Here is a 15,673-nt window from a genome sequence, read left to right as displayed (position 1 = left end):
AATGAGCTGTCCTGTTCGCGTTGCATTGATCGGCTGCGGCCTCATCGGCCAGAAGCGCCTCAACAACCTGCCGCCTGGCTGTGTCTCGGTCGCGTGCGACCTGAACCTTGAGCGCGCGCGGAAGCTTGCGGCGCAGACGCCGGAATGCGTCGCAACCCAATCTGTATCGGATGCCGTGACTTCGCCCGGCGTGGATGCTGTGCTGATCGCGACGTTGAACTCATCGTTATCCGAGATCGCATGCCTGGCGGCCGAAGCGGGCAAACACGTGCTCGTTGAAAAGCCTGGCGCAATCCGCGTTTCCGAATTGGAACGCCTGGAATCCATCGCGACGCGAAAGCGCGTTCAAGTACGCGTTGGCTACAATCACCGTTATCATCCCGCCGCTCTCAAGGCGTTGGAACTTTTTCGGAGCGGCGTGCTCGGCTCGATGATGTTTGTTCGCGGACGGTACGGGCACGGCGGCCGCGTCGGCTACGATAGGGAGTGGCGGGCTGATCCAAAACTTTCAGGCGGCGGCGAATTGATCGACCAGGGCGTTCACCTGATCGATCTGGCCGGGATTTTTCTCGGCGAGCTTACGCAGGTCAACGGCCACGCGACGACGTATTTCTGGGACATGCCTGTGGATGACAACGCATTCCTGAACCTTCGCAACGCGGCGGGTAACACTGCCTGGCTGCACGTGAGCTGCAGTGAGTGGAAGAACCTCTTCAGCCTGGAAATTTACGGTCGCGACGGGAAGCTGCACTGGGAAGGGTTGGGCGGAAGCTACGGCGTCGAGCGCCTGACCTATTACAAGATGCTGCCGCAGATGGGTCCCCCTGAAACGACGATCTGGGAATTTCCGCGTGGCGACGAGTCGTGGAAGCTCGAAATGCAGGAATTTTTCGAAGACATACGCCTCGGTCGAACGCCTGTTCCTGGCATCAAGGAAGCGAAGGCGGCTCTGCGCGTTGTCGAAGCCATTTACGTATGATCCTCTCCCGCTCTCCCCTTCGCATCAGCCTTGGCGGCGGCGGCACCGACCTGCCTTCGTATTACGAGCAACATTCCGGCTTTCTGATCGCCGCCGCCATCGACAAATACGTCTACATCACGCTGCACGAGACCTTCGTTCCCGATCTCATCGTCAAGTATTCGAAACTCGAACGCGTGGCGCACGCAGCAGTGCTGGAGCATCCGATCATCCGCGAAGCCTTCGATCTCGTCGGTCTTTCGGGCGAATCGCTTGAACTCACATCGATGGCAGACATTCCCGCAGGAACAGGCCTCGGATCTTCAGGAAGTTTCACCACCGCGCTTCTCAAGGCGCTCCACACGTACAAGCGCAATCTTGTTCATCCCGCCGAACTCGCTGAACAGGCGTGCGACATCGAGTTGAATCGCCTGAAGGAACCGATCGGCAAACAGGATCAATACATTGCTGCGTTTGGCGGCATCACCTGCTTTCGATTTCATCCTGGCGGCAAGGTCGAAGCCTGGCCTTTGAAGCTTTCGGAGGAAACGCGGTACAACCTCGAGGACAACCTCCTGCTCTTTTTCACAGGCTACTCGCGATCGGCATCCGCTATTCTCAAGGAGCAGGACCAGAAGAGCAAAGCTGCGGATGCCTCGATGATTGAGAATCTTCATTTCGTCAAGGAACTCGGATTCCAAAGCCAAAGCGCGCTGGAAGGCGGAAACCTGCATGCATTTGCGCGGTTGATGGATGTCCATTGGCAGCGCAAGATGCAGCGGTCGGGCGGCATGAGCAATCCGAAGATCAATGAGTGGTACGATCTCGCCATGGCGAACGGCGCGCTCGGAGGGAAGTTGATCGGCGCAGGCGGAGGCGGGTTCCTGATGTTCTACGCCGATGACAAAACACGGCTGCGACATGCGATGCGCCAGGCTGGGCTGAAGGAAGTGCGCTTTCGATTCGACTTCGAAGGCACCAAGCTGATTAATTCATGACTGCGCCGCTCGACATGCCCGTCGCCATCCTTGCTGGCGGACTCGCAACCCGGTTGCGTCCGATTACCGAGAAAATTCCGAAATCCCTGGTGTCTGTTGCGGGGCGTCCCTTCCTGGCCCACCAACTGGAACTGTTGCACGAACGCGGCATTCGCCGCGCAGTGTTGTGCGTGGGGCATCTGGGAGAAATGATCCAACGCGATTTTGGGAATGGTTCCCAGTTCGGCATTACACTCGACTACTCCTTTGACGGACCTGTTCTGCTGGGAACGGGAGGAGCCCTGCGCCAGGCGCTTCCCAAACTTGGATCTGAGTTCTTCGTGTTGTACGGGGATTCCTATCTTCCCGTTGATTATCACGCAGTGGCGGATTTCTGGCGCGACAGCTGGAAGGATGGTTGCATGACCGTGTATCGCAACGAAGGACGTTACGACACGAGCAATGTGGTCTTTCGCGACAATCGGATCGCGGTTTACGACAAGAAGAACAAGGTCCCTGAAATGCATCACATCGATTACGGCCTGAGTTTGTTCAAGGCCTCTATTTTCGAGGCGTATGCGCCAGGCGAGCAATTTGACCTCGCTGAGGTGATGTCGGCGCTGGTTGCCAGTCGTCAACTGGCGGGTTACGAGGTTGCGGAGCGCTTTTATGAAATCGGTTCGCCCGCGGGCCTTGCTGAACTGGATGCGTTTCTTATTCAACAGCCGGGAAAAACGGAATAAACACTGTCGCAAGGATGCATCCTGGGATCGAGCGCGTTGGAAAATTTTCAGTATGTCTCGTGCTTCACGGTTTTTTTCGGGCGGCAAGGATGCACGCCCTCCACGTCAGGCAGGGATGCCCGACGCTACGCTCGCGAGACTTTCCCCTTTCCAAGCCGTCGTTCAAACTGTTTCCATTTCGCCCATGAGCTTTGCGCAGCAGTTTTTACAGGAGGTTCAGCAGGTCACGCAACAACTGCAACCCGATGCTATCGAGCGCGTCGTTGATGCCCTGGCCGCCGTGCGGGAACGGGGCGGGCGGTTGTTCATCCTGGGCGTCGGCGGCAGCGCTGCCAATGCCAGCCACGCCGTGAACGACTTTCGCAAGATTTGCGGATTCGAATGTTACGCCCCCACAGACAATGTCTCCGAACTCACCGCGCGTACGAACGATGACGGATGGGCGACGATCTTTGCCGAATGGTTAAAGGGAAGCCGCCTGAACTCGAAGGACGGTCTGCTCGTTTTATCGGTCGGCGGCGGCAATATCGAAAAGAACGTCAGCCCGAACCTTGTCAGCGCGATTCAACTCGCCAGGCAGGCGGGCGCAACGATCACGGGTATCGTGGGGCGCGACGGCGGATACACAGCGAAGGAAGCCACCGCATGCGTGATCATTCCGACAGTGAACCCCGACCACGTTACTCCGCATGCTGAAGCATTCCAGGGAATTGTGTGGCACCTCATTGTGTCGCATCCGAATCTGAAGGTCGGAAAGACCAAATGGGAAAGCACTCGATGAAGGCACCGCGCCTGCAGATCGCGTGAGCGACAATCAACAACGGGTTCATGGCAGCCGGCCCGCGGTGTTCCTCGATCGCGACGGCGTGATCAACCGCGCGCTGCAGCGCGACGGCAAACCCTATCCGCCGCGTTCGCTGAGCGAGTTCGAAATCCTGCCTGGGGTTGCGGATGCGTGCCGCCAGTTGAAAGCTGCTGGATTTGCGCTCGTTGTTGCCACCAACCAGCCTGACGTAGGCCGGGGCACGATGAAGCAGGCAGTCGTCGATGCGATTCATCAACGCCTCGTCGCGCAACTCCCTGTCGACCGAGTGGAAGTCTGCTTTCATCCTGGCAAGGGCGCTTCAGACTGCGATTGCCGAAAACCAAGACCAGGAATGCTGCTGCGCGCGACCCGGGAATTGAACCTCGACCTGGCGCGAAGCTGGATGGTGGGAGACCGCTGGCGCGACATTGACTGCGGCAAAGCCGTGGGCGTTCGAACCGTTTTAATAGATTACGCCTACGACGAGCCGCTGCGCGCGCAACCTGATTTTCGCGCCGCCAGTTTGATCGAAGCCGCAGCGTTGATCGTAGCGCAGTCCGCCGAGTCTGCTGTATCGGGGGTTTCCTAACCTCTTCGCGTCGACTACCGCCTGCCGTCTTGGAAGCCCGCGATACAGTCCCGCGCGGCGGGAGAAACCTGTTGCGCTGCGAGGTTGGTGGAGGTTCACATTGCGCAAAACCGGGTTGCTGTGGAAACGGGTTGCCATTAAGTTTCAACCTGAATTTATGCCGAACCCTCTTGAGTCACTTCGCGTTCAAATCTTTGCCGATGGCGCCGACAAGGCCGGGATGCTGGATCTTTACACCAGCCCGCTGATCAAGGGCATGACGACGAATCCGTCCCTGATGCGAAAGGTCGGCATTGAAGATTACGAAAGCTTCGCCAGGGACGTGCTCCTCACGGTGACGTCCAAGCCCATTTCGTTCGAGGTGTTTTCCGACGAGTTTCCTGAGATGAAGCGGCAGGCGTTGAAGATCTCGCGATGGCAAAAAAACGTCTACGCGAAAATTCCCATTACGAACACGCGCGGCGAATCGACGCTGCCCCTCGTGAAGGAACTTGGCGCAGAAGGCGTGCAACTGAACATTACCGCGATCCTGACGCTTGAGCAGGTGCGAGGCGTTGCCGCCGCGTTGAATCCTGACGTGCGGTCGGTTGTCTCGGTGTTTGCAGGACGCGTGGCTGACACGGGGCGTGATCCGATTCCGATGATGCGCGAGAGCCTCGCGCTTCTCCAAGGCACCCAGCCGAAAGCGGAGTTGCTGTGGGCCAGCGTCCGGGAAGTGCTCAACATCTTCCAGGCCGACCAATGCGGATGCCATATTGTGACGGTTCCCCATGACATCCTGAACAAGGCGATCAAGATGGCTGGGATGGATCTCAACGCGTTGTCACTGGACACCGTGAAGACGTTTGCAGCCGACGCGACCGCCGCGCGTTTCACCCTTTAACGGGCTTCGGCTTCAAGCCAGTCGCACGCCTGCGGCAGCACGCGCGACCATTGATATTCCTTCGACCGTTCCCACGCGTTCTGTCGCAGACGCGCATACGCCAACGGATGATCCACAAGACTCTTCACAGCGTCCGCAACTGACTCGGGGGATTCTGCAGGGGCAATCAATCCCGTTTCGTTGTGCACGGTGGAATCAACCAATCCGCCAACGGGATAAACAACCGCAGGCGTTCCCATCGCGTTTGCCTCCAGCACATTGAGCCCCCAGCCTTCGCGAACCGAACAATGGACGAGAATGTGGGCCTCCTGCAGTTCGCGATTCTTTTCTTCCTCGGAAACGGATCCAGCAAAGCGCACGCGGCTATCAAGTTTCAATGAACTGGCCAGGCGCTCCAACTCCCCCCGAACCTCGCCGCCCCCGACAATGGTCAGCAAGACGTCCACGCCGCATTGTAAGAGATGGGCGGTTGCCCTTACGGTATGATCAATGCGTTTGTTTGGCGCCAGCCGCGACACCGAAATCAATCGCAACGGCTGCTGGAGCGGCTTGGCTGGCAGGGCAGGGAGCGGAACCGTGTCGCATCCATTTGGAATCACCTTCACCCTCCGCACGCCGCTTTTTTCCAAGGCCAGACGGGTGGAATCCGACGGCGTCCAGAACGGGATCTCCCGATATAACCAATGCGTCCAGCGCTCCTGGACTTCGCCGATACTGCTCAGGGGCGGTGCGTAAAAGCTTTTCCAGATCGGGCCCAGCACCTCGTGGATATAGGCGACGCTTTTGGTGCCGCACCACCAGGGCGCATACCATGGGATGCCGTGGTGTTGATCGATGACCAGGTCAAACCGCGGCTGCGTGTGATACCACGCCCTCGCCTTCAAAACCGACGTGCCCTTGCCGCCGCCGCGAACATATCGAATGCCGTCGATTTCACATTCGCGTTTTGCGCCCGGAAAATCATTGGCGAACCAGCAGACCTGATGGCCGCGTCGAACCAGCTCTCGCATATATGCGACGGACACGCGCTCCGCGCCGCCTGCTAGGGGATTCTCCGGATCGCGCCAGTTGAGCATGAGAAAGCGCATCAGTCGGATTGCGGTGGGTGCTTCGGCGGCCGATTCACGGCGCGCATTCTGGAACACCCGCGCTGCATCGGCAAGGCGTAGCGCCAGCAGCCCTGAAAATTTGCGCTGACGAGTTTCTTGAAAGCGAGCCTGGATGCCGCCGCTTCAACTCGGAACCGTGGTGCGTTTGCGTTCCACCCAAAGGTAAAGCGTCGGAAGGAGAATTAGTGTCAGGAAGGTGGAACTCAGGATGCCACCAATCACGACGGTCGCGAGCGGACGCTGCACTTCCGCTCCCGCTCCGCTTGCAATTGCCATGGGAACGAATCCGAGGCTCGCCACAAGAGCTGTCATGAGGACGGGCCGCAGACGCAGCATGGCGCCCTCGCGCACCGTGGTCGCAAGGTCTTTCCCGTGTGTGCGGAGGTTGTTGAACGACGAAATCAAAACCAATCCGTTCAGCACCGCGACCCCCGAAAGCGCGATGAATCCGATTCCCGCCGAAATGCTGAACGGCATGCCACGCATCCAAAGCGCGAACACCCCGCCCGTGATGGCGAACGGAATCCCTGTGCAGACCAGGAACGTCTGCCGAGCGCTATGCAGGGCCATCAAAACCAGCGCGAGAATCAGCGCCAGCGCCACTGGAACAACAATCATCAACCGCGCACGCGCCTGCTGGAGGTTCTTGAACTGCCCGCCGAACTCAATGCGATAACCTTCGGGAATGTTCACCTGCGCTCCGACTTTCTCCTGGGCCTCGCGCACAAAGCTTTCCACGTCGCGACCTCGAAGATTCACCAGGACCGCTGCACGACGTTGGCCAAATTCCCGCACGACCGCCGCCACCTGGTCTCGCACCCGGAATTCCGCGACCTGCCCCAACGTCAACAGCCCCCCATCATCGAGGCGCACGGGAAGCCGTTTCAGTTCCTCCACATCGGACCGCAACTCTTCACTGAGCCGCAGCACGATGTCGAATCGCCGATTCCCTTCAATCAAACGACCGAGCGTTTTGCCTGCAAGCCCGGCGTGAACAGCTTCGTTGATCTCAGCTGCATGAAGATTGAAGCGGCTCATGGCGTCGCGATTCGGAACAATCTCAAGCAACGGCGATTTTCCCAGGACATCAAACTCGACATCGGCCGCTCCTGGAATGGGTTCGAGAATTTCTCGCACTTCTGATGCGATGCGCTCAATCACATCAAAGTCTTCGCCGAAAACCTTGATCGCGAGGTCGGCGCGCGTGCCTTCCAGGATTTCGTTGAAGCGCATTTCAATCGGCTGGCTGAACAGGTGCGCCTCACCTGGAACGTGGCGGGTGAGTTCGGCCGCCATCAACGATGCGAGCTGGTCCTTTGAAATCCGATGGCCATCGACCTCTCGCCACGTGTCTTCCGGTTTGAACATGATGTAGGTGTCCGCGACGTTGACACCCATGGGATCAGTCGCAACCTCCGATGTCCCAATGCGGCTGAACACGTGGTCAATCTCAGGAAAATGTTCAAGCAACACCCGCTCGCCGCGTTTCTGCATTTCGACGCTCGCATCCAGGCCGATGCTCGTGGTGCGGATCATGTGCGCGGCGAACGAGCCTTCATCCAGTTGCGGCACGAACTCGGCGCCAAGGCGGCTGAAGACAATTCCCGCGAGAAGCAGCAGCACAACAGCAGCGCCTGTGATGAACCAGCGCAATCGAAAGGAAAGATCCAGGACAGGCGCGTATAGGCGCCGCGCGATGCGCACCAGTCCACTCTCGCTCTCGCGCACACGTCCGCTCAGCCAGCTGGCGCACAACGCAGGCATCAGCGTCAGCGCAAGCACGAGGGCGCCCACCAGCGCAAACATGACCGTCAATGCCATGGGCTTGAAGGTTTTTCCCTCGATGCCCGTGAGCGCCAGGATGGGCACGTAAACCACCGTGATGATCGCAACGCCGAAAAACATTGGACTGGCGACCTCCTTCGCACTGGCGATCACCTGATCGGCCCGTTCACGAACGTTCAATGCGCGCCCGAGCCGTTGCTGTGCTTCCGCGATACGGCGCAAAATGTTCTCCACCATCACAACCGCGCCATCAATGATCAGGCCGAAATCGATGGCTCCAAGACTCATCAGGTTTCCCGAGATTCTCCCCTGCACCATGCCGAACATGGCGCACAGCAATGACAGCGGAATGGCGAGCGCCACGATCAATGCCGCGCGCCAATTGCCCAGCAGCAGCAGCAGCACTGCCGCGACCAACACCGCGCCCTCGAATAAACTCGCCCGGACTGTGGCGATGGTCTGGTCCACCAACGTCGTCCGATCATACAACGGTATGATGCGCACGCCGGCCGGAAGGCTGGCCTGGATTTCCTCAAGCTGACGGCCAACCGCCTTGGCCACCCGCCGGCTGTTTTCACCCGCGAGCATCAATGCTGACCCAAGCACAGTCTCCTCGCCGTTATAGGTGCCGCTCCCCGTGCGCGCTGCTGTCCCGGTCACCACCTCAGCAACGTCCCTGACCCGCAGCGGTGTCGCCCGTGAGCCGAATTTCAGAGGCAACTGCTCGATGTCGGCAATGGTCTGCACGCGGCCCGCTGCACGAACGGTGACCTGCTCGCCGCCCAGTTGAATCACCCCTCCGCCCGCGTTCTCCACGTTTTCCTGAATGGCATTGGCCACCTCGTGAAATGAAAGGCCGACACTCTTCAGCCGGTCGGGATGCGCTTGAACCACGATCTGTTTCTCGTAGCCGCCGCTCGTGTTGATTTCAGCTATTCCAGGGGTCGTTCGCAATCGCGGCTTGATCTGATAATCATGGATCAACTTCAGTTCCATCAACTCAGCCTCGCGATTCGGCGGACGATTGGCGGCATTCGTCGCGTATTCGACAGCGTAATAAAAAATCTCCCCAAGGCCGGTTGTGATGGGAGCCAGCCGCGGCGTGAGTCCCTGCGGCAATTCCTCCGCAGCCGATTGGAGTCGCTCGGTGACAAGCTGACGCGAACGGTAAATGTCCGTCCCATCCGCGAAGACTAGTGTCACTTGGGAAAGGCCGAACTTCGAAAGGGATCGCAGTTCCACCACGCCTGGAACGCCCGCCAGTTCGTTCTCTATTGGAAACGTGACGAGCTTCTCAATCTCCTCAGGCGCGAGCGCGGCGACCTCCGTATTGATTTGAACCTGGACGTTGGTGATGTCAGGAACCGCATCGATTGGAAGCCGCAGTGCCGCGTGGATGCCGATGCCTACGAGCACCAGCGTGGCGAAGTACACGACGAGCCTCTGACGGACGGAGAACTCGATGAGGCGCGCAAGCATAGTCAGTGCGAGTGGCCGCCGCCACGCGTGGCTCGCAATTCCACGAGCCACAAAGTGTGAACCGGCTCGATAACAACGACTTCTCCCTCGCGCACACCGGATATGATCTCGGACCAGCCATCAGACTCGCTTCCGACGAGCACCTTCCTCCGCTGGAACGCTCCCCCTGTTTCCACGTATACAAAAGTTCCTTCGGCGATTCGCAACACAGCGGGCTGCGGCACTGCCAGAACAGGGCGCTCCCGCGCGGTGCGAATCCTGGCCGGCAGGAAGTCACCCGGACGCAGCGTTGTGGCTGCGTTCGAAAAACCGACGACCAGCTCAAGTTCACCGAGGGCAAGGGCCTGGTGGGCATTCAGGACGACGCCGGGCGGAGATGCATTGGTGAGTTGCAGCAACTCCACTGCCTGGCCGACGCGCACCTGGTTTGTCATCTCCATTGGCAGGAGCGCCGACCCGTGGACGTCGCAGCCTGAATGATCGTTTTCCACGACCTGATGGCGGTGATGCTCCCCGAACAGCTGGACGGTGAAGCGGATCTCGCGGGGCATTGTTCGCAGCACAACGCTGGCGGTCCTTAACCCGATGCTTTCACGGGTGGCGTCGCTCAGCACAACGCCGCGATCGCGATGAAAGTCCGCGCCAGCAGCTGGTTCCGATCTGTCCCCGCCGTGAACGTGCCCGTCTGCATCATCCGCGGCGCTGTGATCGTGTTCGCCGTGATCATGTCCATCGCCTGCCGAATGCTCGTGCTTTCCGCAGCCGCTTGTCAGCACAAGAACCAGCACGGTGATTACGCATGCGCAAAGTGTTTTCATCGTTGTTCTCCGAGCAAAATCAGGGATGGCGTCAGTCCCGTGAGAAGCTCGATTTCAAGCGCAGCTGATAGCGCTTCATGTTGCGTCTCAAGCAATCCCTCCACGGCTTCAAGGTATTGCTTCTGAAGTTCGAGGTACGTCGAAACCGATACTGCCCCAAGCCGGTAATGCCGGTCAGCGAGCTCCGCTGCTTCCTGGAAGTGCCTGATGGAATCGGGCCGCCAGTTGAGCATTTCCCTGCGTTTGATTTCGTAAGCAGACGCGGCGGCAGCGATCCGCGATTCGAGCTCGCGCTGGAACATGCGCAGAGAAACCTCCGCTTGAACCTGGCGGGAAGTTGCTGCGCCAATCTCGCCTGCGTTTCGTTTCCAAATCGGCAGCGGAAGCGTCACGGCAATACCAGCCATTCGTTCCCGTTCGCCGCCAGCGTTTTCCTCGGAAAACGTGGGACCCAGCGCAAGAGTCGGGAATCGCTCGTTCCGCGTCAGCTGCACTCTGATCTCCTGCTGCTCCAATTCCGCCTGGCGGAACCGCAGTTCAAAATTATTCGTCTCCGCCAGCGCCACCAGCCATGTGCGGTTGGTAAGCGGCCGAAAGGCGAGCGCCGCTGAAGCAACATGGATCGTTGTTTCGGGCGGCAATCCACGGAGGCGATTCAGATCCAGCAACGCCCGCTGCCGCGCCAGCAAAGCGTCCGACGCACGGCGCTGCGCGTTCAGTTCAGTTGCCTCTATGACTCGTGTTTCGAGCAATGGCGTGAGCCCGGCGGGATCACGCTGCACAACAACTTCGCGCAAGGAACGAATCCTCTCCGCAACATCACGCGCCGCCATTTCCTTTTCCTGCGCCGCGAACAATTCAAACGCCCTGGTTCTGACCTGGCCCCCGAGCGCAATTCTGAATCGCTCCATGCCAAGTTCGGCGAGTTGAATCTCCCGATTGGCAATTGCCTTGCGCAAACTGAGGCGTCCCGGCCACTCGAACGGCTGCAGGAGTGACACCGACCACGCTATTCCTTCCGAATTCAGCCCGCCCGCGCGAACCGTCCGGCGCCCAACGCTTGCGCTGAGCTCCGGGTTTTCCCACGCCTGCGCGACACGTCTTGCCGATTTCGCGATGTCGATTTCCGCCTCATAGAACTTGAGTTCGGGATTGCTGCTGAGCGCTTCCGCGACAAGCGTCTCGACTCGAAACACATTCGACTCCTGCGCGCAAAGCGGAAGAATCTGCAGCACCATCAAGATTGGAACAATCACTCGCTTCATAACTATCAACGGTCGAAAAACCATGGGCGGAAAATAGACAGCGTGCCAGCACACTGAACCGATCGAAGAGAAGCGAAGCGTCAGGGAGCGCGGGGCTGGAGCGCGGCGCGGGAATCGAATTGCCAGGTTTGCAGCGACCATGGCGGCGAATGCTCGGGCCCGCGGCGCATCGGTGCGGGCTCCTGAAACGCAGGGGTCAAAGTGAACACGAAAATCGGGTGTATCGACGCGCAGATGAGAGGCTGAGAGCTTCCAGGCAACACGATGTGCCCATACTCTAAAGGGCAACATTCGGCGTCGCATGGCGGCGTCTGAGGTTCCGACTGCTCAAACCCGCCCCCGCAGCAGGCTTCCTCCGCTTCGGGCAGCCATCCCGCCTGCTCGAGCAGGCAATGCCCAGTCGCAGGCAAGTACACCAGCGCCAGCAGCAGCGCGACTATGGCCTTCAACGGGAGCACGGCGTCTAGATAGCCCATACGCACTCCGCGCTCAAGGGCTAATGGGGACGAGTGCGTCCGCCTTGAAGCAATCTGAGTGGTCCTTTTAAATGCAGATTGCTCACTCCGATTGAGTATCCCAAATTCAGGACCGTCATGAACGTAACGGCAGACATGCGGGCGGCGATCGATGATTTTTTGGCCCTTGCGCAAGTGGAGGACACCCTGCGAGCCCGCACTCACGTGGCGAACGGAGACATTGTAGAACTTCCATCGCGCAGTCTCTCACGCTACTCAGCAATCGTCAGGGACACCAACCCCCAATCCGTTTCCGTCACATATTCAAACGGTGTTTGGATCACCCAATGCACCTGCTGGCAAAACCAGCGTTGCCGTCACGTCCTGGCTGTGTTGCTTCACCTCCGCGGCCTGCCGGCGCAGGAGAAGGCTCTGTTCGATAGGCCAGCGGCAAAGACTGCGGGCAAGACGAGGCCGGCGCAGCGGGCGAACGGATCCCCTCTGCGTCAAAAGCTTCTGGAGCATCTTGGCCGCGACCTCAATACGGATGAGTCGCGTTTTGTCCGATCCGTGCAATCCGCTCGGCTTGAGGGCGGAGGCATGCGCATCCGCGAAACCACGCTGCGCAGCTTCAGCCCTGCGCCCGGGCCATGGGGCAACTATTGGGCAGAAGTTGAAATCGCACCCCGGGCCGCGCCCGACGACTATCGCTTCTGGCTCTGTGTTGCCTGGACGTTGCGGAAGCGCAAACTCACCTGGCCTTCCTTTGTGGACGGAATCACCGACCTGCAGCTCATCGAACCCGAGATGGCCGCGTGGGAGCACGAGCAAAACACGCTGCTGTGGCATCAACGGTTCGCACAGTTGCAGGACGCAGCTGTCCCGCAAGAACCCGTTACCCTGGAATTACTTCTGGTCATCAGGGCCAACGCTGCGCAGCTGGATTGGCGAACTAATCCTCGAGCCCCTTTCCGTCCGCTCAAACCCGGTCAGGCAAAGCGGCTATCAGAGCAATATCAAAGCGGGGAACTTGTCATCGGCGCCGAATCTCTTTCCCTGTGGAGCGCCTCATACAAACCCCTGTTTTACGAACACTGGTGGAACCTGGAGTACGGCAACGACTCCGCCGAGGCCACGCTCAACCGCCTGCTGCGCATGCCGCTTCCTGCAGGAATTGTCGTGACGAGCGCAGGCAAGCCGCTGGAGCGCGTGGCTGATCCGCTCAGACTCGAGTTGCGTCCGCCCACTGACACGGGGCGCACGTACGAAATGGCGCTGACGACCGCCGACGGTTCACCCGTGCCGCCCGTGCTGTGCAAACTTTCTGGAACGCCGACGTTGTACCTGACCGCGGAACGCTTATTCCAAGGGCCGTCCGCAGAGGTCATGGAAACGGAAACGCGCGTGCCCATTCCCGTCGAGGCGCTCGAAAGCGTCAACGGGTTGCGCTTCCTCCATCAAACGGGCGTTCCTCTTCCCTCGCATTTGCAGCAGCGCGTGCGGACAGTCCCAGCAGTCGTTTCGATCTCCTGCAACATTCGCCCCCGTTACGGAGGAGCCTCAACCGAGGATGTCGTCATCAACGTAGATGCCAGCGCGCCCGGCATTCCACGCGAGACCTTTACCCCGGCTGGATGGGAAGTGGAAAAAAGCAATCGCGCGCCCCGGTCGAAGGCTTCGAACGATGAGCTGCTCGTATTCGATCGCTCCGCGCAACGGCATTTTCCCCGCATTCTCGACGAACTTGAAGTGAGATGGGATCCCTACACGCGTGACTGGCGGTTCCGACTCACTCGCGACACACCCGAGAAGCTTGTCCCCTGGCTCAAGTCCCTGCCGCCTGAATTGGAACTGGAGCTCGACCCGGAACTCGCGACGTTGCGCGACGAACCTGTCAGCGGCAGCGTTTCGCTCGACATTAGCGAAGCCGGAATTGATTGGTTCGACCTGAAGGTTTCTCTCGATGTCGGCGACACCACGTTGACGCCCGACGAACTCAAGCTCCTGCTCAATGCGCGTGGCCGATATGTGAGGCTTGGAAAAAAAGGCTGGCGAAGGCTGCAATTTAATTTCTCTGCCGAGGAGGATGAACAACTGGCGCGGCTCGGGCTCAGCGCGAAGCAGTTCTCCGCCGAGCCTCAGCGTTTCCACGCGCTGCAACTCGCCGATGAAGCTGCGAAAAAGTTCCTCGGGCCCGAAAGGGTTGAAACCATCCAGAAGCGCGTCAGCGAACTGAAAACGCGCGTGGCTCCGGATCTTCCCGGTAGCGTGCGCGCGCAGATGCGTCCCTACCAAACCGAGGGCTTCCACTTCCTCGCTTATCTAACGTCAAACAACTTTGGCGGCGTGCTCGCCGATGACATGGGTCTCGGCAAAACGGTGCAAACCCTCGCCTGGCTTGCGTGGCTGAGGGAATCGTCTCAACTGCCGGCGCACCCAAGCCTCGTGGTCTGCCCTAAGTCGGTCATGGACAACTGGCGGGCGGAAGCCGAGCGGTTCTACCCGGCGCTGCGCGTCCGCCTCTGGCGTGGAGAAAACGCGGAGGAGCTCCCCAAGGCGCGACAAACGGCTGACCTGATCGTCGTGAATTACGCGCAGCTGCGCTCGCTTTCTCCTGCCATCGCGGACGTTGATTGGCTCGCGGTAATCCTAGACGAGGCGCAGTACATTAAAAATCCCGACTCGCTTACCGCCCAGTCAGCGCGCGCGCTCAAGGCTTCGCATCGCCTCGCGCTCACGGGGACTCCCATAGAAAACCGGCTGCTCGATTTGTGGAGCATCATGTCGTTTGCGATGCCGGGTGCGCTCGGGAATCGCACACACTTCCTGCGGCACTTCAATGCGAAGGATGATCCCCTCGCGCGCCGCAGGCTGTCAGCGCGGGTGCGGCCATTCCTGCTCCGCCGTGCCAAATCCCAGGTTGCGAAGGATCTCCCTGACCGCGTCGAGGAGGATCTGCTGTGCGACATGGAAGGCGAGCAGCAAACGCTCTATCGTGCAGAGCTGAAGCGCGCCCGCCTGATGCTGCTCCGCATCGAGTCGCATCAGCAGCTCAACGAGGAACGGTTCAACATCCTGACGTCGCTGCTGCGCATGCGCCAGATTTGTTGCCATCCGGCTCTGGTCAACGACAAGCTCAGGACGGCCACGAGCGCCAAGCTTGAGGCCTTGGAAGATTTGTTGGAGCCGCTGATGGAAGAGGGGCACAAGGTGCTCGTCTTCTCGCAATTCGTGGGGATGCTTGATCTCATCCGCGATCTGGTAAAGGAAAAGTCTTGGCACCACTTCTACCTGGCGGGACAAACGGAGAATCGCGGCGACCTCGTCCGGGAGTTTCAATCACACGCTGGAGGCGCCGTGTTCCTGATTTCATTGAAGGCCGGCGGCTTCGGGCTGAATTTGACGGCAGCTTCGTACGTTGTGCTGTTTGATCCATGGTGGAATCCTGCGGTGGAAAACCAGGCCATCGATCGGACGCATCGAATTGGCCAGACCAGCAAGGTCATGGCGTATCGGCTTCTGATTCGGGAGAGCATCGAGGAGAAGATCCGTCTGCTGCAAAAAAAGAAGGCCGCGCTTGCCGAGGATGTCCTGGGAGAGGAACGCTTCGCGCAAAGTCTAACGCTGGACGACCTGCGTTTCCTGTTCGCGGAATAAACGGGAGTTCCGATAGGGGTAGGAGCGAGGGATTAACCTCGCCCCTCCCTCCAAACCGGACGGGCGGATTTCCCGCATCCGGCTTTCCGTTTAGTGGTTCCTGTCCGGAGTTGGCTCGCTTCGGCTCGGGCTGTGGCCAGGGAGATCAGC

The 15,673-nt window shown here is 59.5% G+C and carries 12 protein-coding genes; 7 read left to right on the top strand and 5 right to left on the bottom strand.

The window, feature by feature from the left end; genetic code table 11:
• Position 1: 1 nt before the first annotated feature.
• The 6 genes from VEH04_13670 (at position 2) to VEH04_13645 (ending at position 4,955) form a co-directional block, all read left to right on the top strand.
• Positions 2 to 979 carry a Gfo/Idh/MocA family oxidoreductase gene (locus tag VEH04_13670; protein HYG23828.1) on the top strand — a complete coding sequence of 326 codons (978 nt, stop codon included), beginning with the start codon at positions 2 to 4 and terminating at the stop codon, positions 977 to 979.
• Entirely contained in the window at positions 976 to 1,956 is a 981-nt protein-coding gene (locus VEH04_13665) for a galactokinase (GenBank protein HYG23827.1), read from the top strand. The genes VEH04_13670 and VEH04_13665 overlap by 4 nt, the downstream gene beginning before the upstream one ends.
• On the top strand, positions 1,953 to 2,678 hold the full coding sequence (locus VEH04_13660; GenBank protein ID HYG23826.1) for a nucleotidyltransferase family protein: 726 nt from the start codon (positions 1,953 to 1,955) through the stop codon (positions 2,676 to 2,678). Before VEH04_13665 ends, VEH04_13660 begins: the two co-directional genes overlap by 4 nt.
• A 184-nt stretch (positions 2,679 to 2,862) precedes the next feature.
• The gene (locus tag VEH04_13655; GenBank protein HYG23825.1) at positions 2,863 to 3,459 is read left to right on the top strand and encodes an SIS domain-containing protein; all 597 of its coding nucleotides are present in this window, start codon (positions 2,863 to 2,865) and stop codon (positions 3,457 to 3,459) included.
• A gap of 22 nt (positions 3,460 to 3,481) precedes the next feature.
• Positions 3,482 to 4,072 (top strand): HAD family hydrolase, encoded by a 591-nt coding sequence (locus tag VEH04_13650; GenBank protein ID HYG23824.1) that lies wholly within the window; start codon positions 3,482 to 3,484, stop codon positions 4,070 to 4,072.
• Positions 4,073 to 4,229: 157 nt separating this feature from the next.
• Positions 4,230 to 4,955: a transaldolase gene (locus tag VEH04_13645; GenBank protein ID HYG23823.1), complete on the top strand. Its 726-nt coding sequence runs from the start codon at positions 4,230 to 4,232 to the stop codon at positions 4,953 to 4,955.
• Here VEH04_13645 and VEH04_13640 read toward each other — a convergent pair.
• The 5 genes from VEH04_13640 to VEH04_13620 all read right to left on the bottom strand — a co-directional run bounded on the left by VEH04_13640 (position 4,952) and on the right by VEH04_13620 (position 11,887).
• Positions 4,952 to 6,043 (bottom strand): glycosyltransferase family 4 protein, encoded by a 1,092-nt coding sequence (locus VEH04_13640; GenBank protein HYG23822.1) that lies wholly within the window; start codon positions 6,041 to 6,043, stop codon positions 4,952 to 4,954. The two genes, VEH04_13645 and VEH04_13640, sit on opposite strands and share 4 nt — an antisense overlap.
• Before the next feature lie 144 nt (positions 6,044 to 6,187).
• Positions 6,188 to 9,328 (bottom strand): CusA/CzcA family heavy metal efflux RND transporter, encoded by a 3,141-nt coding sequence (locus VEH04_13635; GenBank protein HYG23821.1) that lies wholly within the window; start codon positions 9,326 to 9,328, stop codon positions 6,188 to 6,190.
• Between the two features lie 2 nt (positions 9,329 to 9,330).
• Positions 9,331 to 10,146 (bottom strand): hypothetical protein, encoded by an 816-nt coding sequence (locus VEH04_13630; protein HYG23820.1) that lies wholly within the window; start codon positions 10,144 to 10,146, stop codon positions 9,331 to 9,333.
• Positions 10,143 to 11,411, bottom strand: coding sequence for a TolC family protein (locus VEH04_13625; GenBank protein ID HYG23819.1), 1,269 nt, complete (start codon positions 11,409 to 11,411; stop codon positions 10,143 to 10,145). Before VEH04_13625 ends, VEH04_13630 begins: the two co-directional genes overlap by 4 nt.
• A gap of 80 nt (positions 11,412 to 11,491) precedes the next feature.
• Positions 11,492 to 11,887: a hypothetical protein gene (locus VEH04_13620; protein HYG23818.1), complete on the bottom strand. Its 396-nt coding sequence runs from the start codon at positions 11,885 to 11,887 to the stop codon at positions 11,492 to 11,494.
• A 117-nt stretch (positions 11,888 to 12,004) separates the two neighbouring features.
• On the opposite strand from VEH04_13620, the gene VEH04_13615 reads away from it, so the two are divergent.
• Entirely contained in the window at positions 12,005 to 15,523 is a 3,519-nt protein-coding gene (locus tag VEH04_13615) for a DEAD/DEAH box helicase (protein ID HYG23817.1), read from the top strand.
• Positions 15,524 to 15,673 lie beyond the last annotated feature (150 nt).

It is taken from the genome of Verrucomicrobiia bacterium (assembly GCA_035629175.1).
GTDB lineage: Bacteria > Verrucomicrobiota > Verrucomicrobiia > Limisphaerales > DASXHY01 > DASXHY01.
Note: the sequence above shows the minus strand (reverse complement) of the source record. Positions and strands in the feature narration are given on the sequence as shown.

Excerpts from the sequence above, each read along its gene's own strand:
- VEH04_13660 (HYG23826.1), top strand. The coding sequence starts at position 1,953 with ATGACTGCGCCGCTCGACATGCCCGTCGCCATCCTTGCTGGCGGACTC.
- VEH04_13670 (HYG23828.1), top strand. The coding sequence starts at position 2 with ATGAGCTGTCCTGTTCGCGTTGCATTGATCGGCTGCGGCCTCATCGGC.
- VEH04_13635 (HYG23821.1), bottom strand. The coding sequence starts at position 9,328 with ATGCTTGCGCGCCTCATCGAGTTCTCCGTCCGTCAGAGGCTCGTCGTG.
- VEH04_13615 (HYG23817.1), top strand. The coding sequence starts at position 12,005 with ATGAACGTAACGGCAGACATGCGGGCGGCGATCGATGATTTTTTGGCC.
- VEH04_13620 (HYG23818.1), bottom strand. The coding sequence starts at position 11,887 with ATGGGCTATCTAGACGCCGTGCTCCCGTTGAAGGCCATAGTCGCGCTG.
- VEH04_13665 (HYG23827.1), top strand. The coding sequence starts at position 976 with ATGATCCTCTCCCGCTCTCCCCTTCGCATCAGCCTTGGCGGCGGCGGC.
- VEH04_13630 (HYG23820.1), bottom strand. The coding sequence starts at position 10,146 with ATGAAAACACTTTGCGCATGCGTAATCACCGTGCTGGTTCTTGTGCTG.
- VEH04_13645 (HYG23823.1), top strand. The coding sequence starts at position 4,230 with ATGCCGAACCCTCTTGAGTCACTTCGCGTTCAAATCTTTGCCGATGGC.
- VEH04_13625 (HYG23819.1), bottom strand. The coding sequence starts at position 11,411 with ATGAAGCGAGTGATTGTTCCAATCTTGATGGTGCTGCAGATTCTTCCG.
- VEH04_13640 (HYG23822.1), bottom strand. The coding sequence starts at position 6,043 with ATGCGCTTTCTCATGCTCAACTGGCGCGATCCGGAGAATCCCCTAGCA.
- VEH04_13655 (HYG23825.1), top strand. The coding sequence starts at position 2,863 with ATGAGCTTTGCGCAGCAGTTTTTACAGGAGGTTCAGCAGGTCACGCAA.